23 protein-coding genes are annotated in these 23627 nt (G+C 47.0%); 14 read left to right on the plus strand and 9 right to left on the minus strand.

The annotated features are described in order from the left end of the window. Positions 1-189: 189 nt before the first annotated feature. Positions 190-828, minus strand: coding sequence for an outer membrane lipoprotein periplasmic chaperone LolA1 (lolA1, locus tag GLV81_RS06430; protein ID WP_157477856.1), 639 nt, complete (start codon positions 826-828; stop codon positions 190-192). 184 nt (positions 829-1012) lie between these two features. On the opposite strand from lolA1, the gene GLV81_RS06435 reads away from it, so the two are divergent. Further along, positions 1013-3427 (plus strand): zinc-dependent metalloprotease, encoded by a 2415-nt coding sequence (locus GLV81_RS06435; protein ID WP_157477859.1) that lies wholly within the window; start codon positions 1013-1015, stop codon positions 3425-3427. 136 nt (positions 3428-3563) lie between these two features. Here GLV81_RS06435 and GLV81_RS06440 read toward each other — a convergent pair whose 3' ends face one another. Beyond that, complete coding sequence (locus GLV81_RS06440; RefSeq protein WP_157477861.1) at positions 3564-4415, minus strand: ChaN family lipoprotein; 852 nt, start codon at positions 4413-4415, stop codon at positions 3564-3566. Between the two features lie 183 nt (positions 4416-4598). Here GLV81_RS06440 and GLV81_RS06445 point away from each other — a divergent pair, with 183 nt between their 5' ends. Next, complete coding sequence (locus GLV81_RS06445; protein WP_157477863.1) at positions 4599-5849, plus strand: hypothetical protein; 1251 nt, start codon at positions 4599-4601, stop codon at positions 5847-5849. A gap of 45 nt (positions 5850-5894) precedes the next feature. Here GLV81_RS06445 and GLV81_RS06450 read toward each other — a convergent pair whose 3' ends face one another. Together GLV81_RS06450 and GLV81_RS06455 are read right to left on the minus strand one after the other, a co-directional pair. Beyond that, a complete protein-coding gene (locus GLV81_RS06450; protein WP_157477865.1) occupies positions 5895-8627 on the minus strand; it encodes an FtsK/SpoIIIE family DNA translocase in 2733 nt (910 codons plus the stop codon). A gap of 353 nt (positions 8628-8980) precedes the next feature. Further along, the gene (locus GLV81_RS06455) at positions 8981-9394 is read right to left on the minus strand and encodes a hypothetical protein (RefSeq protein ID WP_157477867.1); all 414 of its coding nucleotides are present in this window, start codon (positions 9392-9394) and stop codon (positions 8981-8983) included. A 102-nt stretch (positions 9395-9496) separates the two neighbouring features. On the opposite strand from GLV81_RS06455, the gene GLV81_RS06460 reads away from it, so the two are divergent. The 7 genes from GLV81_RS06460 (at position 9497) to GLV81_RS21140 (ending at position 15643) form a co-directional block, all read left to right on the plus strand. Next, the gene (locus tag GLV81_RS06460; RefSeq protein ID WP_197428991.1) at positions 9497-10303 is read left to right on the plus strand and encodes a DUF3822 family protein; all 807 of its coding nucleotides are present in this window, start codon (positions 9497-9499) and stop codon (positions 10301-10303) included. After that, on the plus strand, positions 10300-10842 hold the full coding sequence (locus tag GLV81_RS06465) for an RsmD family RNA methyltransferase (RefSeq protein WP_157477871.1): 543 nt from the start codon (positions 10300-10302) through the stop codon (positions 10840-10842). Before GLV81_RS06460 ends, GLV81_RS06465 begins: the two co-directional genes overlap by 4 nt. A gap of 7 nt (positions 10843-10849) precedes the next feature. Next, on the plus strand, positions 10850-11419 hold the full coding sequence (locus GLV81_RS06470) for a 5-formyltetrahydrofolate cyclo-ligase (RefSeq protein WP_157477873.1): 570 nt from the start codon (positions 10850-10852) through the stop codon (positions 11417-11419). Then, positions 11409-12494 carry a tetraacyldisaccharide 4'-kinase gene (gene lpxK / locus GLV81_RS06475; protein WP_157477875.1) on the plus strand — a complete coding sequence of 362 codons (1086 nt, stop codon included), beginning with the start codon at positions 11409-11411 and terminating at the stop codon, positions 12492-12494. The genes GLV81_RS06470 and lpxK overlap by 11 nt, the downstream gene beginning before the upstream one ends. Continuing rightward, the gene (gene rnr / locus GLV81_RS06480) at positions 12487-14562 is read left to right on the plus strand and encodes a ribonuclease R (protein WP_157477877.1); all 2076 of its coding nucleotides are present in this window, start codon (positions 12487-12489) and stop codon (positions 14560-14562) included. The genes lpxK and rnr overlap by 8 nt, the downstream gene beginning before the upstream one ends. A gap of 81 nt (positions 14563-14643) precedes the next feature. Beyond that, positions 14644-15453, plus strand: a complete 810-nt coding sequence (locus tag GLV81_RS06485; protein ID WP_157477879.1) for a formimidoylglutamase — start codon at positions 14644-14646, stop codon at positions 15451-15453. After that, positions 15365-15643, plus strand: coding sequence for an arginase family protein (locus GLV81_RS21140; RefSeq protein ID WP_157477881.1), 279 nt, complete (start codon positions 15365-15367; stop codon positions 15641-15643). Before GLV81_RS06485 ends, GLV81_RS21140 begins: the two co-directional genes overlap by 89 nt. Here GLV81_RS21140 and GLV81_RS06495 read toward each other — a convergent pair. Genes GLV81_RS06495 through GLV81_RS06505 form a run of 3 tightly spaced genes read right to left on the minus strand, consistent with a single transcriptional unit; the run spans position 15640 to position 16810 of the window. Beyond that, positions 15640-16059, minus strand: coding sequence for an acyl-CoA thioesterase (locus GLV81_RS06495; RefSeq protein WP_157477883.1), 420 nt, complete (start codon positions 16057-16059; stop codon positions 15640-15642). The genes GLV81_RS21140 and GLV81_RS06495 overlap by 4 nt on opposite strands. A 3-nt stretch (positions 16060-16062) precedes the next feature. After that, positions 16063-16428: a hypothetical protein gene (locus GLV81_RS06500; RefSeq protein ID WP_197428992.1), complete on the minus strand. Its 366-nt coding sequence runs from the start codon at positions 16426-16428 to the stop codon at positions 16063-16065. Positions 16429-16453: 25 nt separating this feature from the next. Further along, entirely contained in the window at positions 16454-16810 is a 357-nt protein-coding gene (locus GLV81_RS06505; protein ID WP_157477887.1) for a class I SAM-dependent methyltransferase, read from the minus strand. 213 nt (positions 16811-17023) lie between these two features. Between GLV81_RS06505 and GLV81_RS06510 the strand changes: the two genes are divergently transcribed. The 5 genes from GLV81_RS06510 (at position 17024) to GLV81_RS06530 (ending at position 22149) form a co-directional block, all read left to right on the plus strand. Continuing rightward, on the plus strand, positions 17024-17725 hold the full coding sequence (locus tag GLV81_RS06510; protein WP_157477889.1) for a LolA-like protein: 702 nt from the start codon (positions 17024-17026) through the stop codon (positions 17723-17725). A 104-nt stretch (positions 17726-17829) separates the two neighbouring features. Continuing rightward, positions 17830-18126, plus strand: a complete 297-nt coding sequence (locus GLV81_RS06515; RefSeq protein WP_157477891.1) for a beta propeller repeat protein — start codon at positions 17830-17832, stop codon at positions 18124-18126. Between the two features lie 26 nt (positions 18127-18152). Next, the gene (locus GLV81_RS06520; RefSeq protein ID WP_157477893.1) at positions 18153-20924 is read left to right on the plus strand and encodes a VPS10 domain-containing protein; all 2772 of its coding nucleotides are present in this window, start codon (positions 18153-18155) and stop codon (positions 20922-20924) included. An 86-nt stretch (positions 20925-21010) separates the two neighbouring features. Then, positions 21011-21409 (plus strand): YciI family protein, encoded by a 399-nt coding sequence (locus GLV81_RS06525; RefSeq protein WP_157477895.1) that lies wholly within the window; start codon positions 21011-21013, stop codon positions 21407-21409. 2 nt (positions 21410-21411) lie between these two features. Further along, positions 21412-22149 (plus strand): class I SAM-dependent methyltransferase, encoded by a 738-nt coding sequence (locus tag GLV81_RS06530; RefSeq protein ID WP_157477897.1) that lies wholly within the window; start codon positions 21412-21414, stop codon positions 22147-22149. Here GLV81_RS06530 and GLV81_RS06535 read toward each other — a convergent pair. Together GLV81_RS06535 and GLV81_RS06540 are read right to left on the minus strand one after the other, a co-directional pair. Beyond that, the gene (locus GLV81_RS06535) at positions 22146-23003 is read right to left on the minus strand and encodes an aminotransferase class IV (protein WP_157477899.1); all 858 of its coding nucleotides are present in this window, start codon (positions 23001-23003) and stop codon (positions 22146-22148) included. The two genes, GLV81_RS06530 and GLV81_RS06535, sit on opposite strands and share 4 nt — an antisense overlap. A gap of 93 nt (positions 23004-23096) precedes the next feature. Then, a complete protein-coding gene (locus GLV81_RS06540; RefSeq protein WP_157477901.1) occupies positions 23097-23504 on the minus strand; it encodes a hypothetical protein in 408 nt (135 codons plus the stop codon). Between the last annotated feature and the right edge of the window lie 123 nt (positions 23505-23627).

The raw sequence follows: 23627 nt of genomic DNA on the forward strand, positions 1-23627 counted from the left end.
TGGTAGGAAGAAGATGTTGGATGACTCCCGATAGCCATCGGTATGTTTAGATGATTGTCTGTTACTTCATTTCTTCTTATAGCTTGTTACACATTTGAGACAACTGGTATTATAAATGTCAGCAAATGCAAAACGGCGGAGAAAGACCAATGTTTTCTCCGCCGTTTGTTTTGCAGCAAGCTGCAGTTCTTATTGTTCTATCACTTCTACACCGGGGTACTTGGCTTTGTCGAATGCAAACAGGTTATCTGCCAGGGCAGCATTTGTTTTCAGGTTGCTGATGCTGTAGTTGTAAATGTTGCCGCTATTTTCATAAATCTTGCTGCTCACAATCATGCTCTGCGCTTCGTCTATGTACACATACACTTTGTAAAACGACTTGCGTTTATCGGTAGGTGTCATTTCTATTTCCTGCACTTTCTTGCCATTCACAGTTACAGGTCCGTTGAGCTTGTACAAAAAGTCTTTATCGTAAAAGTTGGTGAAAAGCTTTTGTGGCGTGATGGCACCGCTGCTGTTGTCCACGGCACTTACGCTTACCTCATTGGCAGCTGGTTCGTACTTCCATACTTTTTTGCCGTCGCACAAAATCTGCATGCTTTGTTCTGTGATTTTATACTTGGCACCTTTTACAAAAATCTGTCCCGATTTTTTGCCTGCAGGCTTGCCAGCACGGGTGGTTACCGTAAGGCTGTAATTGCCTTGCACCGTGGTGAGGCCTTTAAATTTTTTACTCACTTTATCGAGGAGTGCCTTGGCGGCGGGGTCGTTCTGACTGATAGCGGGTAGGGCTAAGAGTAGGGCAATCGCAAATAAAATATGCTTCATGATGTAGTTTTAAAACGGGACAAATGTAATCCTCAGACGCTGTTTCCTGCGCAAGGTTGCTCACCACTGCTTTTTTTACAGGTATTTAAACATTTGGCATTTTTATCATGGGCTTTTTGGCCGGCAATGTTTTGCCTGAAAAATGGCTTCTAATGGTTAGTTTTCAACCACAAAACAATCGCTGATGAAGAAATGGATTTGGCTGGCCTGCTTCGGGCTAAGCCTCAATGCAATGGCACAATCGCTGCCTGCCATCGAAGACAAGGTAAAAAACATGACCGCCAAACCGGGTTTTCTACCAATGTACCTCGATGGTGAAACCGGAAAGATTTACCTCGAAATCAACCAATGGAAACAGGAATTGCTGTACAACACTTCGTTGCCGGCCGGCCTGGGTAGCAATGATATTGGCCTCGACCGCGGCAAACTGGGCGAAGAACGCATTATCCGGTTTGAGCAGCAGGGCAAAAAAGTAATGATGATTCAGCCCAATTATGCTTACCGTGCGGTGAGCAACGATGCAGCAGAAAAGCGGGCTGTGGAGCAGTCATTTGCACAAAGCATGCTGTGGGCATTTACCGCCGAAGCGGCTACTGGCCAGCGGGTGCTGGTAGATGCTACCGAATTCATGTTGCGGGATGCGGTGAAAGTAGCCAACACCTTGCGGCGCAGCAATCAGGGCAGCTATCAGTTGGATAAAAACCGGTCGTTGCTCTACCTTCCCAACACCCGCAATTTTCCGTTGAATACGGAGATTGAAACCACCATCACCTTTACCAATACCGATGGCCAAACGGGTGCTTATGTACGTTCGGTGACGCCCAGCGATGAAGCCATTACGCTGCGCATGCACCACAGTTTTGTACAACTGCCCGATGCCAACTACAAACCCCGGGTATTTGATGCCCGAAGCAGTTTTATTCCCCTGTCGTATTACGATTATGCCACGCCGGTGAGTGAGCCCATCGAAAAGTTTTATGCCGTGCGGCATCGCCTCGAAAAGAAGGATAAAAAAGCGGCGAAAAGTGAAGCGGTAAAACCCATTGTGTACTACCTCGACAATGGCACCCCCGAGCCCATTCGCAGTGCCTTGCTCGAAGGGGCCGGCTGGTGGAATCAGGCTTTCGAAGCTGCAGGCTTCATCAATGCTTTTCAGGTAAAAATATTGCCCGATACTGCCGATCCCATGGACATTCGCTACAACATGATCAACTGGGTACACCGCAGTACACGTGGCTGGAGTTATGGTGCTTCTGTTGTTGACCCCCGTACCGGCGAAATCATCAAAGGAAATGTAACGCTTGGTTCTTTAAGAGTGCGGCAAGACTACCTCATTTTTAGCGCCCTGCTGTCGCCTTATGCCAAAGGATTGCCCGCCGATGATCCCATGCTGAAAGCCGCACTGGACAGGCTACGGCAGCTGTCGGCACACGAAGTAGGACATACGTTGGGCCTCATGCACAACTATGCCAGCAGTGTAAGCAACCGTGCTTCTGTCATGGATTATCCGCACCCTGTGGTAACGCTGAATGCGAAGGGTGAAATAGACATGAGTCAGGTATACGACAAAGGCATTGGTGCTTGGGATAAAGTAGCCATTAACTGGGGATACAGAGAAATGGCTCCCGGCGAAAATGAACAAACCGTACTCAACACAATTCTCACAACTGCTGCAAAAAATGGTTTGCAATTCATCAGCGACCGTGATGCCCGAGCTCCTGGTGGATTACATAAAGATGCTCACCTGTGGGACAATGGCCGTAGTGTGGTAGAAGAGTTGAAAAACGTGCTGGCGGTTCGCCAAAAAGCCCTTGAGAATTTTGGAGAAAACAATGTGCGGCCCGGTACACCCATGGCCTTTTTAGAAGATGCGTTGGTGCCCTTGTATTTCTACCATCGCTATCAGGTAGAAGCGGTAACCAAACTGGTGGGTGGTGCGCATTACAACTATGCTTTACGTGGCGATGGCCAAAGCATTTATACGCCACTTTCTAAAGCAGAACAAATGGCTGCTCTTGAAGGGATCATGAAAACTTTGCAGCCCGAAGTGCTCAATATTCCTGAACGCATTGCCAATTTAATTCCACCTCGTCCTGCAGGATACGATTTCAACAGAGAGCTGTTTAAAAAACGTACGGGCCTCGCTTTCGACAGATTAACACCTGCAGAAACAGCCGCCGATTTGCCGCTGTCATTCCTCTTTCACCCCGAAAGACTGAACCGCCTGGTGCAGCAGCAAACTACCGTGGGCCTTGGCCTGGAAGAAGTGCTGCAATACATGGTAGACAACACTTGGAAAGCACCTCGTAAGTCTGGTTTTGAAAAACAAATACAACAACAAACAGAGCAGATATTGCTCACGTATTTGTTGGGGGGCAGTGTAAATGACGACAATGGTTTTGAAGTGAAAGCACAACTGCAGCAAGCGTTAGAAAATCTGAAAGTCTGGCTCACGGAACAAGTTAAAACCAGTACAGCTGCAGACAAAGCGCATTATCAACTCGCCATCGACAGAATGAAATCACCGGATAAAGCCAAACCAACCTTACACAAAGAAGCCCCTCCGGGTGCACCTATAGGTTGTGAGGTGGAGTTTTGAGTTGGTTGGTTGGTAAGTTGGCACGTTGAGATGTTGGTATGTGACTACATCTTCGTCTCTCGACCTTATTCTCAACCTTGTCCTCTACCTCAACCTAGGTCTTGACCTTCAAACCTCGTACTTCGTCCCTCTTACCTCAATAGGTTTTCGTCATATCCTCGTCTACCACAATAATAAAATCGGCCTTGCCCAGGTGCTCTTTATCGAGCCGGGCAAGGTCTTTTTGTGTAACGGTACTAATGGTGCCAATGCGCAGACCGGGCCGGCTTTGTTTCAGATACCAGTTGATGCTTTCATAATTGTCGCTATGGTAGGCGCCATTGTAGTGTATAAATGGCACACCGGGCTGCAGGTGTTGCAAAATGAAATACGCCATCGTTGCATCTTTTACGGCTTGTGCTTTGGGCAGGTTGCTGCTGCCATGGCCACCCATCATTTGTAGCATGTTTTTGTAGCAGGGCAACAAAGAATCGTACGCCACAGGCAGTGGCATCATCCAGGCTTTAGCTTCTGCTGAAATGGTGTCCAACACTTCAAAACCACCCTTGGCTACCATGCTGGCGTATCGCCGCGGAATATTGGTGGCAATAAAAGCGTAGTTTTTTTCCTTGGCATATTTTACCAGCGGCGCATAATCAGTGGGATAATTTTTCCAAAGCCGTGCATTACTGTCAAGCCCTTTGGCTGATAGCTTGCCCGCTAAAAAAGCATTGAGGGCTTGCTGATTGTCGGCTTCAAACATTTCGGCACCCAGCGTAATTTTTTGCTGATCACCCAGGCTGCGGGTGAGCTCCAGTTGCAACCAATGTGCAATAGGATTGTCGTGGTATTCGCCAAACAAAATCACTTCCTGTTGCTGCATGGCTTTTACCACATCGCCCCATTTGGCCTTTTTGCCTTTAGCAGTAAAAATTTGATACGAAGGCAGTGATTGTGTATAAGCCGTTATGCTCATCAGTAGTAAAATGAATGACAATAGTTGTTTCATGAAGCCTGATTAAATATTCAAGTATTGCTTAAAGCGTCTGTAATGTAGAGAAGTTGCTCGTAATAAATACAGTTGGAAATATTGGCAAAGGGGTGGAGGGGATAAAATGTGACCTAGGTTACTATTCGCAAGCTGATTATAAAGGATATTTAGGGACAAGTGGAAATAGAATTCGAGAAACTTATGGCTAAAATTCTAGTTATAGCGAAAAGGCACAACCTGTATAATTTTTTCATGCTCTGCTTTTCAGTTTGTGCATTTGTCAATACTAGTGTTGCCCGAACTTTTGTTTTTAAACCAGTTGTAGCACAAGCACTGTACTCAGATACTGCTAACTGGGAAAACCGTCAATATCCCGGACTTCAAATTGAATATGGCGACACCATTGTTTTTGAATCCAATGGTAATTATCAACAAGTAATTATTGATACCAATATTATAGTCAGGGGGTATTGTCATGTAAAGGACAGTGTGTATTGGATGGTTCCTGCAAATACTAACATTACTTTTCAAGGGCTGCTTTATGAAAGCATCATAGAACGTGAAAGACTAAAGGCGAATACTACTTCTGAAGTAACTGTTGCAGGTAAATTGTTTTTCAACGGGGCAGGAGCAACTTTACTGGGCATAGCCAATATTTCAGGCAACATCGTTTCAGATGCGGATGTAGAAAATGCGTTGTATCAACAAAAAATGAGCTTGAAAAAGGCAGTTGTTTCCGGAACTGTTTCCGGAATTGGTTTGCAGCTTTCTGCAGATAGTTTGGCTGTAGATTCCAGTGCTGTTATTACTATTCATTCAGGATACAATATGAATGGAGGAAGCTTGAATGCCACTTTTCTTCACAACAAGGGAAAAATCAATTTGCTTTATGAAACGCAGTTAACGAGTAATACGATACAGAACAGTGGTGTCATTAATGCTGGAGCAATTACGGGGCAAATAACTAACGATGGGACGATAGAAGTTTTGCAATTTCCTAGCAATGGTTTTACGGCCAATATCCATGATGTAATCAATACCGGTACCATAAAATTATACGGTTCAATATATGCTCCATTGATGATAAATGGCGTTAATAATGAAGGCGTTTTTCAAATAAGTGATTATCTGAATGAAGCCTCTGCCAACACTTGGGTGACTATAGAAGGAATGGTTCTAAATACGAATCAATGGATACAAACTGGCACCGCTGCTGTGGCACACATGCAAGGTGAATATGCCAATGCAGGTAACTGTTACATCAATGGAAAAACATTTTTTAATAGTGGCATTTTCACAAACAACGCCGTTTGTGTTTTTTCTGCATCCACCATGACTCCGGCATTCCAATTGGCAAATGAATTCGTAAACAACGGCACCCTTACTTTTTATGGAAAGGTTATTCTTTCAGGCCAACTTAAAAATTATGGAACACTCAATTTCAATAATTAGACTACATCTGGTATGTAAAAGGATAGGTTGTTGTAACTGCAAGCTTTAAAAATTCTCGAGAATCTGCTCCAGTTCGTGTTCGGTTTTTACCAGCACTTCACGGGCTTTACTGCCTTGGTTGGCACCTACAATGCCTGCAGCTTCCAGTCGATCCATCAATCGACCTGCTCGGTTGTAGCCTAGCTTCATGCGGCGTTGGATTAGGCTGGTGCTACCCATTTGGTTTTGTACAATCAAGCGGGCTGCATCGGCAAACAATACATCCCGGTCGCTCAGGTCGAAGTCGCGGCCTTCTTGTTCTTTTTCATCTACATATTCGGGCAGCAGGAAGGCATCGGGGTAGCCTCGTTGTGTGCCAATAAATTCACACACTTTCTCTACCTCGGGTGTATCTACAAACGCACACTGCAAACGAATGAGTTCGCCATTGTGACTAATGAGCATGTCGCCCTTGCCAATGAGTTGCTCTGCACCGCCGGCGTCGAGGATGGTGCGGCTGTCAATTTTTGAACTCACTTTAAAAGCAATACGGCTCGGGAAGTTGGCCTTGATGGTACCGGTAATGATATTGACCGAAGGACGCTGCGTAGCAATAATGAGGTGAATACCCACAGCACGGGCCAGCTGCGCCAATCGGGCAATCGGCATTTCTACTTCTTTGCCAGCGGTCATGATGAGATCGGCAAATTCATCTACCACCAACACAATAAACGGTAGATACTGATGGCCTTTTTGCGGATTGAGCTTGCGTTTGATGAACTTCTCGTTGTACTCTTTGATGTTGCGTACATGGGCCTCTTTCAGCAGGTCGTAGCGGTTGTCCATTTCAATACACAAAGCGTTGAGTGTATTGATTACTTTTTTGGTATCGGTGATGATGCTTTCATCTTCGCCAGGTAGTTTAGCCAAAAAGTGTTTTTCGATGACGCGGTACAAACTCAGTTCTACCTTCTTCGGATCGACCAGTACAAACTTGAGTTGCGAAGGATGTTTTTTATACAACAAACTAACGAGCACTGTATTGATGCCGACCGATTTACCCTGACCGGTAGCACCTGCCATCAGCAAGTGCGGCATGCTGGCAAGGTCGGCTACGAAATGCTCGTTGGCAATGGTTTTGCCAATGGCAATGGGCAGGCTGTATTTGTTGTTGAGATATTTGTCGCTGCTCAGCAGACTCTTCATGCTCACCACATTCTTCCGCACATTGGGTACTTCAATACCAATGGTACCCTTACCCGGAATGGGTGCAATGATGCGGATGCCCAATGCTGCGAGACTCAACGCAATGTCATCCTCCAGGTTTTTGATGCGGCTGATACGTACACCAGGCGCCGGCACAATTTCATAGAGTGTTACAGTAGGACCTACCGTTGCAGAAATCCGCTGAATGGTGATGTCGTAATTCTTGAGGGTGCCGATGATCTGATTCTTATTTTGCTCCAGTTCTTCGGGGTCGGCTATTACTTTTTCGCTGCCATGTGTATCCAGCAAATCGAGGCCGGGAAATTTATAGCCTTTCAAATCCAGTGCAGGATCGTAGGGCTCTAAATCCTGTGTGATTTCCGGAATGCTGCCGGTGGCATTAGCTACCATTTCGTCAATGTCTTCTTCTTCGTCCAAGTCGTTGTTCAGCTCCAGTTCCAAATCGCTTTTGGGCAGTTGGTTGGGCAGTATTTCACGAACGGCGATGGGCGTAATTTTTTTAGGCTGCAAAGGTTCTGACTCTGGTTCGGATTCCGCTACAGGTGCTGGTGGATTAGGCTTGGGTGGCAATGCTACCGCAATGGTTTCTACCGATTCATCAGTCTCCATTACATCCAGCGCATTCACCGGGTCTTCATTCACCGGCGTTGATGGTTGTGGCAAAACCACGGCAATGCCATCACCATCCATGCTGTTGCCATTGGCCGCTACAGGCTGGTTGGTGAGTGGATTGATTTCCTCGGGCACAAATACCTGCATGGCAGGCGTTTTGCCTTCGGCATATAAGTCGTTGATGCTTTTGCCCGAGGGAATGGGCGTTGGCTGAAAACGGGCATCACTCTGTGCAGCAGGCGATTCTGGAATGGTTGTTTCTTCCACCGCTTCCGGCACTATGGCAGCTACCGCTTCGGGTTTGGTGAGGTTGGCTTCGGCATCGGTGAGGGTGGGTTTTTCCAACCGCTTGGGCAGTTTGAACACTGGGTTGAACCGCCAGATAAACCAACTGAAACCAGCCACAAACAAGAGCAAACCGGTGCCGGCTTTGCCCATGAGGTTGCTCAGGTATTGGCTGCAAAATTCACCCACAGCACCGCCGTAGCTAAAGCCACTGTCGGGCAGGGCAAAAGCAAGTGCCACACTAAAAAACAGCAGCCCGGTGAAGGTGTACTTCACATTGCGCCAAACAGAAAAAAGCTTTTTACCAAAAATGAGGTTGACACCTGCAACAAACGGCAACGTGCACAGCAGAAAGGCAGCCAGTCCAAAGCCTTTATAAATGAGGGTGTGGCCCGTCCACGCACCGAGGCGGCCGAGCATATTGTCAACCTGTAAATTGTCTGCAAACAAAAAATTGGCGCCGGCTTTGAATACTTTATCCTGATCTTCCTGCCAGGTAAAGCAATAGGAGCCAAGCGCAATGAGCAATAGAATACTTAGCACCAGCAGGCTGAACCCGCTGATTTTGTGGGTGCGTTCATCTTTCACCACTTCCTGCACACTCACGGTTTGCTCTTTTTCCTGCTTCAGTCCTGGGGTGCTGGTTTCCTTCTTTTGCTTTGCTTTTACTGCCATTGTACCAAAGATAAATGCCGCCCAAATGTAGCGGCTAATACAAGAAACCCACGGGGTGGGGATTTATTGTGCTCTCAAGCGGGTGAATGACTCGTTGATGTGTATAAATAGTAGGAGGATGAAGCTTGTGAATAGATTATTTCCGGGCAAAAAGGCATTCAATTTTCTAATTATGTCTTAATGCGGCTTTGTCACTTTCTTTTTCTTGAAAAAAGAAAGTAACCAAAGAAAATTCAAGGCAAACCCGACGCCTTCGGCCGTTTTGCCTGGCCAACGCCTCCCTCTGTGTAAAATGTGCTCAGAAAAGTGAATGCATGAAGCACGAAAGGCTTTTAAGACATTTACTAAAGTTATTACGCTCTAGTAGCATTTTTTCGCCATTGCATTCCTTCCACTCCCATCAACGCCAGCGCCGCTACTGCCATCAGGTACAAGCCCAACTGCGGCTGACCGCTGAATTGTTTGTCTGCCAACTCGGGCATTTGCAGCAACCTAATGATGCGCAGCAAGGCAAAAGCCAGCAGCAATAGACCGCTAATAATGCCCGGCCAAACGAGCCATTGCTGTTTTTTAAGTTGCCAAATCCACTGCAGGGAAATGAGCACTACAGCTACACCAACCATGGCCCAGGCCGACTGCTGAAAATACAGGGCTACGGTATGAGTGCCGCCATTCAGGCGAATGCTTTCGGCTGGAATGAACAGGCTAATGAGCAACAACAGGTAGCTGCCCAATAACCAACGACGATATACAGAAATGGCATTCATGAACTGCAAAGATGCGGGAAGCCAGCTTTGCGATGCACAGAATTGCACACTGGTTGATAGCACAAGTGAATGCCGTGCGGCAAAAACTTTAGGTTTGCTGCAATGGTTGCTAAATCAATGGATATCGGAACACATGCACTGCTGCCTTACGAGGCGCACAACCGTCAGCTGCTGCTGGAGTGGTCGCCGCTGCACTTGCATGTATTACTCTTCAACAACAATACGGCCTCGGTAGAAGCCCTCGAATCATTTAGCGGAAGCATTGATGACGAGGACGAATGGGATGCGCTGCTAGGCCAAAGCAAGCTGCTGCAACTGCACGATGTGGCAGTGAAGCTGGTAGCTGCGGCGTCACGTTTTTTGCCCTGCCCGCTGGAAGTGCTTGATACCGACCGCTGCAAACAGGAACTCGATTTGCTGTTGGGGGCTGCTTTGTGGCAGCATACCAGCTCCGATATTTTACAACACCGCGACATGGCCATTATTTGGCAAATGCCTGAATTGCTGCTGCAAAGAATGCGCAACCATTTTCAGGTAATGCAGGTGCAACATGTGCAGTCAATGCTGCTGCAACGACCTGTAGCTACGGGCACCATTGGTCAACTGCTGCTGGCCCCACAACAATGTATGCTGCAATTGCAACAGGATGGCCGGTTGATTTTTGCAGCTTGCCTGCCGGTATTGAATGCCGATGATTTGGCGTATCGATTGTTGCAGGTTTGTCAGCAATACGGGCTCAATGGGGCCGAGGTGCAATGGCAATGCTCCGGCATGATTGCTACTGATGGCGATTTGTATACCAGCTTACAGAAATACCTGCAACAGTTTCAGTTGCAAACAACCGATGTGTCGATGCCGGCAGAAGCCACCACACATTATTTTGCTCACCTCTTAGCAGTTTTGTCATGAGAATCATTGGAGGAGAATGGGGAGGGCGAAAAATTCATCCGCCAACCAAAATGCCTTACACCAGGCCTACTACGGATATTGCCAAAGAAGGCTTGTTCAATATTTTGCAAAATCAGGTTGATTTTGAAGGCGCCAAAACACTCGATTTATTTGGCGGCACCGGTGCCATTTCGTACGAACTCATTAGCCGTGGCGCTACCGATAGCACCATTGTAGAAAAGGATGTGCAAATGTATCAGTTCATCAGCGACAACCTGAAAAAACTGGGTGCACCTCCGGTAAAAATGTTTCGCCTGGATGTGTTCAAATTTTTGGAAACCTGTACCGAACAATACGATTTCATTTTTGCAGGCCCTCCGTATGCACTCACTACCATTGATGATATTCCACGCATCATCATTGATAGAAAACTGATTGCACCGGATGGCGTATTTGTGCTGGAGCATACACCCCGCAACAATTACGAGCAGTATGCAGGTTTTGTAAAACAACGCAACTACGGCACCACCGTTTTTTCATTTTTTGAAAGAGTAGACTAACCGCAACATGACTAAAGCCAGCATTCGCAAAAGCTATACGGCACAGCGCCAGACGTTGACCACCGAAGCCATGCACGAAATGCTGACACCCATGTTGCACCAGTTTTTATCCTTGTCGTTGCCAGCGCCTGCTATGTACATGAGCTACCGCAGCATGGACAATCGCCATGAGGTACCAGTGCATTATTTCGAATCGGTGCTGAGCGATGAAGTGGCCGGTATTCAATTTTGTTATCCACGCATCCAAATGACCGATGGCAGTATGGATGCCATTGCCGATGACGATGCTGTGCAATGGGAAGAAACCGTATTTGGTTTGGAAGAACCCGTGGCGGGCAACATTGTTTCGCCAGAAAATATAGATGTTGTGCTGGTGCCCTTGCTGGCCTTTGATACCCGTGGTTTTCGGGTGGGCTATGGCAAAGGATTTTATGACCGTTTTTTAACACGCTGTAAGAAGGATGTGTTAACAATCGGGCTGAGTTGGTTTCCGCCAGTTGACGGCATTGAGGATATCCATGCGAATGATGTACCTTTAAAATATTGTATCACGCCGCAACGGATCTATGCATTTTAATTTTTACCTGTTACGTGGTCTCCGGTTATTGTTGTTCCCTTTTTCATTTGTAATGGCGCTGGTGGTGATGCTGCGCAACAAGCTCTACGACTGGAATTTTTTCAAAACAACATCGTTCAATCTGCCACTCATATGTGTGGGCAATGTGAGTGTAGGTGGTACTGGCAAAAGCCCCATGACCGAAATGCTGATTGGTTGGCTGCAGGAAGATTTTCAGCTGGCCACTTTGAGCCGTGGATACAAAAGAAAAACGAAAGGCTACCTGCTGGCAGGCGAGGGTACCACTGCATTGGAAATAGGCGATGAACCTATGCAGTTTCATCAGAAGTTTCCGCATGTAGCCGTGGCTGTGGGTGAGGAACGTATTGTAGCTGTACCGCAATTGCTGCAAGACCGCCCCGATACAGATGTGATTATTTTGGATGATGCTTTTCAGCACAGAGCTATTAGTGCAGGGCTCAATATTTTGCTGACTGATTACAGCAATCCTTATTGGTACGATTGGTTTTTGCCGAGCGGCGATTTGCGGGATGAACGCCGCAGTGTACAACGGGCACAGATAATCGTCGTTACCAAATGCCCGCCGGATATGGGGCCTACGGAAAAGCAAAAAATCATTCAGCGTATTAAACTCTTGGCGCATCAGCAAGTGTTTTTTACCTGCTTGCAATATGCTACGCCGTATCACATTCTTACAGCAGAAACAAAATCGCTGCCTGCAGAAGCTGCGGTGTTGTTGGTGTGTGGCATTGCCAATCCGGTGCCACTCAAAAAACATTTGGAAAAACATGTAGCCGAGTATCATCAGCTCAGTTACAGCGATCATCATATTTTCAGCATTGATGATTTGCGGGAGATGGAAAAACGCTTCACTCAGCTGGAGCATAACGAAAAGCTATTGCTGACAACAGAAAAGGATGCGGTTCGCCTCCTCAAGTTTGGCGAAGAATTGAAACGACTGCCCTTGTACGTGCAGCCCGTGCAGCATCAGGTGTTGTTTGGCGAAGCTGATTTATTTAAAAAAGCCGTGGTAGACTTTGTGCTGCATTTCGGCAAAACACAAACACATGCATAAGAAAGATCAACATAAAAAGAAGTCATTCAATGAAGAAGTGGCTGGCACACTCGACATCACCCGCTCGGGTTTAGGATTTGTGATTACAGGAAAAGGCGATGGCGATATTTTGGTTCGCCCCAACGATTTCAACCGGGCCTTTCATGGCGATAAAGTAAGGGTACGCATTACCCGGGGCGGCTTTGGCGGTGGCAAGCGGGAAGGAAAAGTAGTGGCCGTGGTACAACGCAAGTTGTCGCAATACATGGGCACGTTGAAAGGCCATGCGGGCCGATGGTTTTTTATGCCGGACAGCGACCGGCCCATGCCCAATTTTGTAGTGGAAGAGGAACCCGATTTTGAGGTAAAAGATGATATGAAAGTGATTGCAGCATTTGTGCGTTGGGATCATGATGACCGTCGTCCAATTGCGAGAATCATAGAGGAAGTGGCCATGCACGACCTCAACGATGTGGCCATGAAAGATATCCTGATGGAGAATGGTTTTCCATTGCAGTTTAGTGAGGATGCGATGGAAGAAGCAGCCCGCATGAACGATCACATTACTGCTGCTGATTTGGCAAAACGCAAAGATTTCCGTGATGTATTTACCGTAACCATCGACCCGGTAGATGCAAGAGATTTTGATGATGCATTGAGCATTCGCCCCATCAGTAATGGCTTGTACGAAGTGGGGGTGCACATTGCCGATGTGAGCCATTTTGTAACGGAAGGCAGCAAGCTCGACGAAGAAGCCTACCAACGGGCTACGAGTGTGTACCTGCCCGACAGGGTGAATCCCATGCTGCCCGAACGTATCAGCAATGAGCTGTGTTCACTGCGACCCCATGAAGACAAGTTTACTTTTTCTGCAGTGTTTATCATTACCGAAAAAGGCGTGGTAAAAGACCACTGGTTGGGCAGAACACTTATTCACTCCAACCACCGTTTTACCTACGAAGAAGTGCAGGATATTATCGAAACAAAAGAAGGACTGCACAGCGAGGAAATTTTGATTTTAAACACGATGGCCCGCAAGCTCCGCAAAGACCGTTTTGATAAAGGTGCCATCAATTTCAGTTCGCAGGAAGTGCGGTTTAAACTCGATGAAACCGGTGCTCCTATTGGTATTGTGGTAAAGGAAAGCAAGGAGTCGCACCAGCTGATTGAAGAGTTTATGCTGCTGGCCAACCGTACCGTGGCCGAAGTAGTGGGCAAAATAAAAGTGGGTGATAAAGCATTGCCTTTTCCATATCGTGTACACGACCAACCCGATGAAGAAAAGCTCATGCCTTTCATCGCCTTTGCCCGCAAGTTTGGCTACACTTTCGATACAAAAGATGCCGACGCCATTGCCAACTCTTTCAACGAAATGCTGAAAGCTGCGCAAGGCACACCACAGCAACATGTGCTGGAGCAATTGGGCATTCGCACCATGGCCAAAGCCATTTACACCAAAGAAAACATTGGTCACTACGGGCTGGGTTTTGAATACTACTGCCATTTTACTTCACCCATTCGCCGCTACCCCGATGTATTGGTGCACCGCATTTTGCAGCAGGTGCTCGATCATCAGTTGCAGCCCGATAAAAAGCTGGAAGAAAAATGCAAACACTGCAGCGAAAGGGAACGTGCTGCTATGGATTGCGAACGCAATGCCAACAAGTACAAACAAGTTGAATACCTCGGTCAATACATTGGTGAAGAATTTGATGCAGTCATCAGTGGTGTTTCTACGTTTGGTTTTTGGGCCGAAACCGTGGCACATAAATGCGAGGGTTTGGTGAGCATCAAAGACCTGAGCGACCACGATGATTTCCGGTTGATTGAATCTGATTACAGTTTGGTAGGTCTGCGAACGGGCCGCAAGTTCCGCATGGGCGATGGGGTACGCATCAAAGTGATAGCCGCCAATCTGGAAAAACGCCAGCTGGATTTTGAATGGGTAAAAGGCAGCGCCGTTATCAGCAATCCTGATGCCGTGATGATGCCGCCTATGCCAGCGAAGAAAGCTGCGGCCAAAAAGAAAGCCGTTTCCGCCAAAGCACCCATACCAAAAGACCTGCTGAAAAAGCGCCGCAAGAAGTAGCAAATTTTATTCGTTGATTGATGCATTTGACTGCAGGATGTTTCAACGGTTGGGCGTACCTTTAAAAGAATCCCAACCGTTATGGCTATCTATCAACATTCCGATGCGGCAATATGGCGTGGCCGCGTTGATGGCGACGAACCCGATGTGCTTCGCTGGCATCAAATTATGCATTGCATCAATCTGGAGACCGATGCACTACCGGTGATTGGCAGCAAGCATCAGGGTGTTGCTTTTATTGGCTTTTGCAGTGATGAAGGAGTGCGGCGTAATGAAGGCCGGGTGGGTTCCATGCAGGCGCCGCGTTTCATTCGTGAAGCCTGCAAAAACTTTCCATTGATAGCCTCGCATATTGTGCTGGCCGATGTAGGGGATATTGTGTGTGATGATGGCGATTTGGAAACCGCACAACAAGCATTAGGCAAGCTGGTAGCACAAGTAAAAGCAGCTAATTATTTACCCATAGTATTGGGCGGCGGCCACGAAACAGCCTGGGCCAATTTCCTCGGTATTCAACCCGATAAACCCAAGCAGGAAATGGGCGTTATCAATTTTGATGCGCATTTCGATTTGCGCCAGCCCAGCGAAAAAGGCATTAGTTCCGGCACCGGTTTTTGGCAAATGCTGCAATGGTGTCGCGAAACAAAACATCCTTTTCATTATCTCGTATTGGGCATTCAGCAGTACAGTAATACCAAGCGGTTATTTACCACGGCCGATGATGCCGGCTGCCGGTATTTTTTAGCAGAGCAATTCACCAACGATCAGGTTGGAAGACATCATTACGGCCATCAACGGTGTGATGGCCAACAGCGATGTGCTGCAACTCAGCATCGACCTGGATGTATTTGCTGCCTGCCATGCACCGGGTGTAAGTGCTCAGTCATTTAATGGTATTGCGCCCAACAGCATGTTCAAGCGGTTGCTGCGGCATATCATTCTCAGTGGCAAGGTAGCCTCGGTAGATATTGCAGAAGTAAACCCTGCCTACGATATTGACAACCGCACGGCTAGGTTGGCCGCTGCACTCATTTTTGACATGGTGCAGGCAGCCGATATGAATGCAGAATATCCGGGTTAATCAGCGTTTTCGAAGAAAGGCTGTAGCACTGTTACCAATGCATCCGGCATTTGGATGGGGCGCATGGTTTTGGCATCTACAAAATAGAGGGTAATGTCGCTCATGGTGCAGCGTTCGCCGGCTTCGTTGTGTATCTCTCCGTGAAAAGTAATCTTCTTGCCAATGGGCCATTCTTTTACCGTAACAGATACGGTAATCAATTCATCGTACCGGATGGGTTTGCGGTAGTGAATGTGCATGTCACTCACGGGCATCATTACGCCCATGGCTTCTAATTCTTTGTAGGTAAAACCCAACTGCCGGATGGCTTCCGTACGGGCTATTTCAAAAAACTGAGCATAGTTGCCATAGTATACCACGCCCATTTGGTCGGTAAGGGCATAGTGAATGCGGATTTGTGTACTGTGCGTATACATAAGTTAGTAGCGTATTTTTTTGGCCAGCATAATCATACGGGGCGTGTGGCGTACATCGTAAGCACCAAGGTTGTAATCGCCAAACACTTCGGTGATTTGCATGCCTTGAAAAGCCAGCATGTCTGTAAAATCACCCAGCGAAAACTTGGCTACTTTTTCGGTGTACACATGAGGCTCGGTAAAGTCGTCGTGTTCTACTTCAATCTTTTTGTAAAAATGGTTTTCATCCATCCATTTGGTCACATGAAAATGATAGCCATTGAGGGTTGTGTCCGATTGATATTGAAAATGATCTTCGGCATAATGCACGTTGAGATAATCAATCACCAAGGTGCCGTTCATTTTGATGGACTGTGCAATGCTCCGCAATGCAGCATCGTGTTCACGCCGGGTGTTAAAGTAGCCGAAGCTTGGTAAAAAAGTTGAAAGCGTAATCGAAGTAATTGATCCAGAAAGGCTGGCGCATATCGTGTACAAAAAACTGCAACTGATCATGTGCCTGTTGGTTGGCCGCAGCAATGGATTGTGCCGAAATATCAATGCCGGTTACATCAAAACCTTGTTGTGACAGTTGCAGGCTGTGCCGGCCTTTGCCGCAGGCCACATCCAGCATTTTGCTACCGGCTGCAGGTTGCAAATATTGCAACAGCCGGTTGATGAAAGCGGCGGCTTCCTGTGCATCTCGTTGAAAATATAACTGATGATAATAAGGCGTATCGAACCAGTCATCAAACCATTCTTTGGCGGCCATGCTGAAGTGTCATTTGGGACGCAAACCTACTGAATTGGTGCATTGGCCGACTGCTTATTCTCCATTGCGTAAACAAGGCTATCCTTTTTTGTTTTTGCATTGTATATTGAAACCTCTTGGTGCAAAAGGCTGATGAAACTGTTTTGGCAATGGTCGAACGGCAAAGCACGATGCACCCGGCCTGCTAATTTTACAATCTAAAACACAACACTTATGAAGAAGGTATTGCTACCACTCATGCTCATTTTTTCAGCAGTAACGGCTATGGCCCAAAGCGCTGACGAAATCATCGACAAACACATTGCGGCCATCGGCGGCAAGGAAAAATGGCTCAAGGTAAAATCGGTACAAATGGAAGGCACCCTGAATATACAGGGCCGTGATATTGGCGTAAAATTGACTGGAGTTCATAACATTGGTTCACGCCAGGATATCTCTGTAGCCGGTATGACAGGTTACATAATTTCTACTCCCACTGCCGGCTGGCAGTACATGCCTTTTCAGGGCCAAACCAAACCAGAACCATTGCCTGCCGATGCTGTAAAAGCCGGCTTGGATGATCTCGATTTGCAGGGCAATTTAATTGACTACAAAGCCAAAGGTCACACTATAGAATACCTGGGCACAGAAGATATTGAAGGAACTGAGTGCCACAAGCTGAAAGTAACCCGTAAGAACAGCGGCGATCAAACAGTATTTATCGACGCTGAAACTTTTTATGTGATTCGTACGAGTACGAAGATTAACATGAACGGTCAGGAAGTGGAATCGAAAGTTGACATGAGCGACTACCGCGATGTAAATGGGATCAAACTCGCTTTTTCTTTAACTCAGTCAATTGGTACTGTGGTGATGACCAGTGTGAAAGTAAATGAATCGGTGGACGAAAAAATCTTTGCTGATCCTACTAAATAATTCATCTCCTCATTCATTGAGATAAATGGAGCCACTCATTCATTGCCGCTGATGACTGCATGTTTGTGTGGCTCTTGTTTTTCTCTTCACCCAAAACTTTTTGCATGAAGAAATTACTCACGGCCCTGTTGTGTGTGCCTGCCACATTGAGCATGGCACAAACCAAAATCAACAGCGCCACTTTTGGTATGATGGAAGCCCGCTGGCTGGGCCCCGGCACCATGAGTGGACGCATTACTGCCATTCAGGGCGTTAATAACGAACCCAAAACCATTTACATCGGCACAGCCGGTGGTGGTGTTTGGAAAACCACCAACAGTGGCGCTTCTTTCAAACCCATTTTCGATAAATATTGCCAAAGCATTGGCGCCGTTGCGGTCGATCAAAAAATCCGAAAGTAATTTTTGTAGGTACTGGCGAAAGCAACATGCGCAACTCGGTATCTATTGGCAATGGCCTGTACAAAACCACCGATGCTGGCGACAACTGGACCAAAGTGGGTGGCCTCGATAGCACAGAACACATTGCAGAAATCGTTATCAATCCAAAGAACAGCAATGAAGTGTATGTGGCTGCTCCCGGCCCATTGTGGAGCGATAGCAAACACCGCGGTTTGTACAAAAGCGAAGACGGTGGCAAAACGTTTAAGCAGGTGTTGTACATCAGCGAAAAAGCCGGTGCTGCCGATGTAGCCATCGATCCGGAAAATCCGAATGTGGTGTATGCTACTACGTGGGAGTTTCGCCGGAAGCCATACTCTTTCAACAGTGGCGGCCCCGGTGGCGGTATTTGGAAAAGCCTCGACGGTGGTAAAAACTGGCGTCGCATTCAGAGCGGTTTACCGCAGGGCCTGATTGGCCGGGTAGCCTTGGCCATGGCGCCATCTTCGCCCAAAAATCTGGTGGCCATTGCCGAGTTGGAAAATAATAAAACCGGTTTGTACATCAGCGATGACGGTGGCGAAAACTGGAAGGCGCAAAGTGCTTCGCTCAATGTGGTGAGCCGGCCTTTTTATTTTGCTTGCATAGAAGTGGATCCGAAAGATCCCAAGCGGGTGTATCGTCCTGCCTATTCATTTGCCTATAGTGTAGATGGTGGCTACAGCTTTGCCGAAGCCAGCAGCGAAGGTGGCTGGGTACACAGCGACCATCATGCGTTGTGGATTAATCCTAACGCTACCAACGAACTTTGGTTGGGTACCGATGGGGGTGTTTATCTGAGTTTGGATAAAGGGGCTACCTGGTCGTTTAAAGGCAATTTGCCCGTGGGTCAGTTTTATCATGTAGCTGTAGACAATGCTAATCCATATCGTATTTATGGCGGCTTGCAAGACAATGGCAGTTGGGTAGCACCCAGTGCTGCACCCGGTGGTGTAAGCAATGCGGTGTGGCAAGATGTATATGGTGGCGATGGTTTCTGGACCGTGCCCGATGCCAAAGACCCCAACATTTGCTATGCCGAATATCAGGGTGGCAACATGGCCCGTGTAAACCTTACCAATGGAAAAGCAGTAGCCATTCAACCCCAAAAGGGCCCTGGCGATGAAGACCTGCGCTGGAACTGGAATACACCTTTGTATGTAGGCACTTCAACCGGTGCTTTGTATTGCGGGGCGCAGTATGTGTACCGTAGTACCGATCAGGGCCGCAACTGGACTCGCATTTCGCCAGACCTTACCACCAACGACAAAAACAAGCAGAAGCAAGAAGAGAGTGGTGGCCTGAGTGCAGATAATACTTCTGCCGAAAATCACTGTACTGTATTTACGATAGCCGAAAGTCCGGTGGATGGCAACATGATATGGGCAGGCACCGACGATGGCAATTTGCAATACACATTGGATGGCGGCAAAACCTGGACAAACGTGGCTGCCAACTATGCAGCTGCCGGCATACCTGCACAAACATGGGTGAGCAGCATTGAGCCCAGCCGGTTCGATAAAAATGTAGTGTACGCCACATTCGACAATCACATGTACGGCGACCATAAAACCTATGTAGCCCGCAGCAACGACATGGGCAAAACATGGACCTTGCTGAAAGGCGGCGAAGCCATGGAAGGCTTTGCCCATAAAATAAAAGAAGACATCAAAAACAAAGACCTGTTGTTTGCCGGTACCGAAATGGGTTTGTATTGCTCTACCAATGGCGGCAAAGAATGGTTCCGCATGAAGAACAACATTCCATGGTATGCTTTGGTAAGAGACATTGCCATTCATCCTACCAAACACGATTTGGTATTGGGTACACATGGCCGTGGTGTTATTGTGGTAGATGATATCAGTCCCATCCGCAACATGACGGAAGACGTCGCCTCCAAAGACATTGTGCTGCTGAAGCCTGAAAAACTCACTTTGCGTGATGGTCAGTTTGGTGGTGGTGGTTTCCCCGGCACCGGCGGTTGGAATGGTGGCAACCCGCCAAGCATTCAACCTATTAAATATTACCTGAAAGACCGGGTAAGCAGTGGCGATGTAAAAGTGGAAATTGTAGACAAGGATGGCAAGCTGGTGCAGAGCATTCCTGCTACCAAACGCAAGGGCATCAACATGGTGACCTGGAACCTGCGGGGTACGCCACCTAAAATGGCCGAAGGTGGTGTGAAGCTCGACTTTGGTGCCTTTACCGCACCCATGGTTTTGCCCGGCGACTATACGGTGAAACTGATTGTAGGCGATAAAGTGGTAACCGAACAGGTAACAGTATTGCACGATGAAAAAGGCGACATGACGGTAGCCGAACGCCAGCAGCAATACGATGCCGCCATGAAGCTGTACAACATGCAGGAAGAGTTGGCTGCGTTGGTGGATACCATCAACAAAACGCAGGAGAAACTCAAAGGCAATATTGAGCAACTCAGCAACAAAAAGAACCGCCAGGCAGCGCAGGAATACTATGATAAACTGGAAGAACTGCGGGGCAAACTAATGGCTACCAAAAACAAAAGCATGTTTGCCGATGAAAAGCGGTTGAAAGAAGAAATCAGCGAAGTGTACACGGCTGTGGCAGGCAATGAGGCTGCACCCAGCAACATGCAAATGCAGCGTATTGATTTGCTGAAACAAGATTTGCAAAAGCAGGACGGAGCCACCAAAGCTGTGATGCAACAGTATCATCAAAAAGTAATGCAGGCTTTTGAAAAAGAAAAAATCTATATCGGCCCGAAACAAAAAGTAAGTATGGCCGGAACCAGCGGTTAACCGCTTATAATTTTTCAAGATACCACAGCCCGGCACGTTTGTGTCGGGCTGTTTTGTAGCGTACATTTCCGGTAAAATCAACCCACATGAAAGCCATTATTTTTTCATGCCTGTGCATGCTGCTGTTGGTACAGGCCAATGCCCAGCAATCCAACAAAGCAGAAAAGCCGAAATATGAGATGAAGCAATACTGGTTTGTAATGCTTACAAAAGGCAAAGACCGGGATAAGATTACGGACACTGCTGTCATCAACAAATTGCAGGCAGGGCACATGGCCAATATGCAGGTAATGGCCGACATGGGAAAACTCATTGTGGCCGGGCCTTTTGGCGACGATGGCAACTGGCGGGGCATTTTTATTTTTGATGCCGCCAGCAAAGAAGAAGTAGAAAAATTATTGCAAACAGATCCGGCTATCAAAGCCGGACGGCTTGATTACGAAATTCATCCCTGGTGGACGGCCAAGGGAACGACATTTAAATAAACATGAAAGATTGGTTTTCTGAACAAGCTGCTGCTTATGCAGCTTACAGGCCTGCATACCCGTTAGCGTTGGGAAAAGCCATTGCAAAACTGCAACGGTACAGAGGCGTGGCTTGGGATTGTGCTACAGGTAACGGACAGTTGGCTATGCAACTGGCGGAGCAATTTGCGTTGGTGTGTGCTTCTGATGCCAGTGCTGCGCAAATACAACAGGCGCCAGCCAATCATTCCATACACTACAGTGTGCAGCAAGCTGAGCATACCGACTATCCCGATCATTATTTTGATGTGGTAACGGTGGCGCAAGCTATTCACTGGTTGGATATTGAAGCTTTTTACAAAGAAGTACGCCGGGTAGCCAAACCAGAAGGACACATGGTAGTGATTGGTTATGGTTTGTGTAGCATCAATGAAGCTGTGGATGCATGGTTGCATGAATTTTATTACAACATCATTCATGCTTTTTGGGAGCCAGAAAGAAAAATATTAGAGGACAAATTTCAAACATTGTATTTCCCTTTTCGGGAAGTGTCGTTCCCTTCATTGCATATGGAAATGGAATGGACCGCAACTCAGTTTGTACAATATCTGAGCACCTGGACTGCAGTGCAAAAATGTATCAAAGAAACGCAGCTTAATCCACTCACCGCTGCAGCCGAACAACTATGGAAGATTTGGCCTGCTGCAGAAAAGCGCATTGTTCGCTGGCCATTGTTTATCAAAGCAGGTGCTATGAGTTAATGACTCTTCGCAGCTGCCAGTATTTGCATTTCATGCATTTCCAATGCTTGCATCAGTTGCAGCGTTACTTTGCCCGGAAGGCCATTGCCCACAGGTTTTCCATCAATTGTAGTAACAGACAATATGCCCTTGGTAGTACTGGTGATAAATACTTCTGCGGCGTTGCGTAAATCAGCAATCGTTACATCTGTACATGAAACAGCAACATGCTGGCTGGCAAGCTGTAATACTTGTTGCCGCGTAATGCCTTTTAGCATGTTGTGCTCTGGGGTGAGCAAGGTGCCGGCTTCATTTACAACAAACACATTGCTACGGGGACTTTCACTAACTAAATCATTGGCGTAGTACAATACATCGCTGGCACCGGCTGCGGCAATCTGCGGCAGCAACCAAATGCCACGGGTGTAGTTGATGCTTTTTACATCTGGCATTTCCCGTTGGTATTCATGGGTAATGACCGAAATGCCTTTTGAATAATCTGCTTCTTTTTTTGCAGGCAATGCTTGTGTGGTAATGATGATGTTGGGACTGGCAATGCTGTAGCCATTAGTCGCATAGCCGGCAGTCACCAATATTTTTACTCCGGCATTTTGCACATGGTTGGCATCCAGCAATTGCTGAATAAGACTTTTCCAACCCTCCGCATCTTCATCTATCTGTAAATGCATTCGTTGGGCAGAGTGAAACAGTCGTTGCAAATGTGCCTCAATATGCAGGGGTATGCCCTGTAGCACTTTGAAAAAATCGAACACGCCATAGCCTCTGTTTAGCGCCATATCATCGAGCCCGATAGCGGCGGTGCTACGGGGCTGCAGGCTACCATTGATAATGCAGTAAGGATGAAGATTTGCCATATGCAAATGTGCAATATGCTCTTGGGATTGACCAAAAAGAAACCCCTCCGCAAGACAACAAGCGAAGGGGTAATGTATAGCTGAGAAAAATGCTTATGGATCGATGCGGGCAGAAATTTCACCGGCAATGGTAGCCTGTGCAAAACTGTAGAGCAACCAGGTTCCTACTGTCATGGCAGTTACATCAATGGCGCTGTACAATAAAATCATGGCGGGCAAAGAAGCAATCAATGCATATACCAGACCAAGTTCTAAACCTTTCAGCATCCAGTTGCCGGCAAATGAATCTTTGAAACGGGTCCAGAACCATGACAATGCAAATGAGAGCACAATGGGCTGCACGAAATACAGCAGGTTTCTGCTTTCATCATTTACAAATGATGGACTGAAATAATCTTCTACAATGCTCTCGGGCAAATTGGGCATGATGATGAGGCACAAGTATGCAAACAGAACCAGTGCAATACTTGAGACCGTTGCGGCAATCAGATGTTTTTTCATTTGTTTGATGTTATAGTACAAATCTACTTGGCAGGTTCATATTAAATTAATGACAAACATCAGGTCGTAACCTGTTATTTAACGGCTTTGTGGATTGCTGTGGAAACTGATAAAAGAAAAGGC

This window comes from Phnomibacter ginsenosidimutans, assembly GCF_009740285.1.
In the GTDB taxonomy this organism is placed as follows: Bacteria; Bacteroidota; Bacteroidia; order Chitinophagales; family Chitinophagaceae; genus Phnomibacter; species Phnomibacter ginsenosidimutans.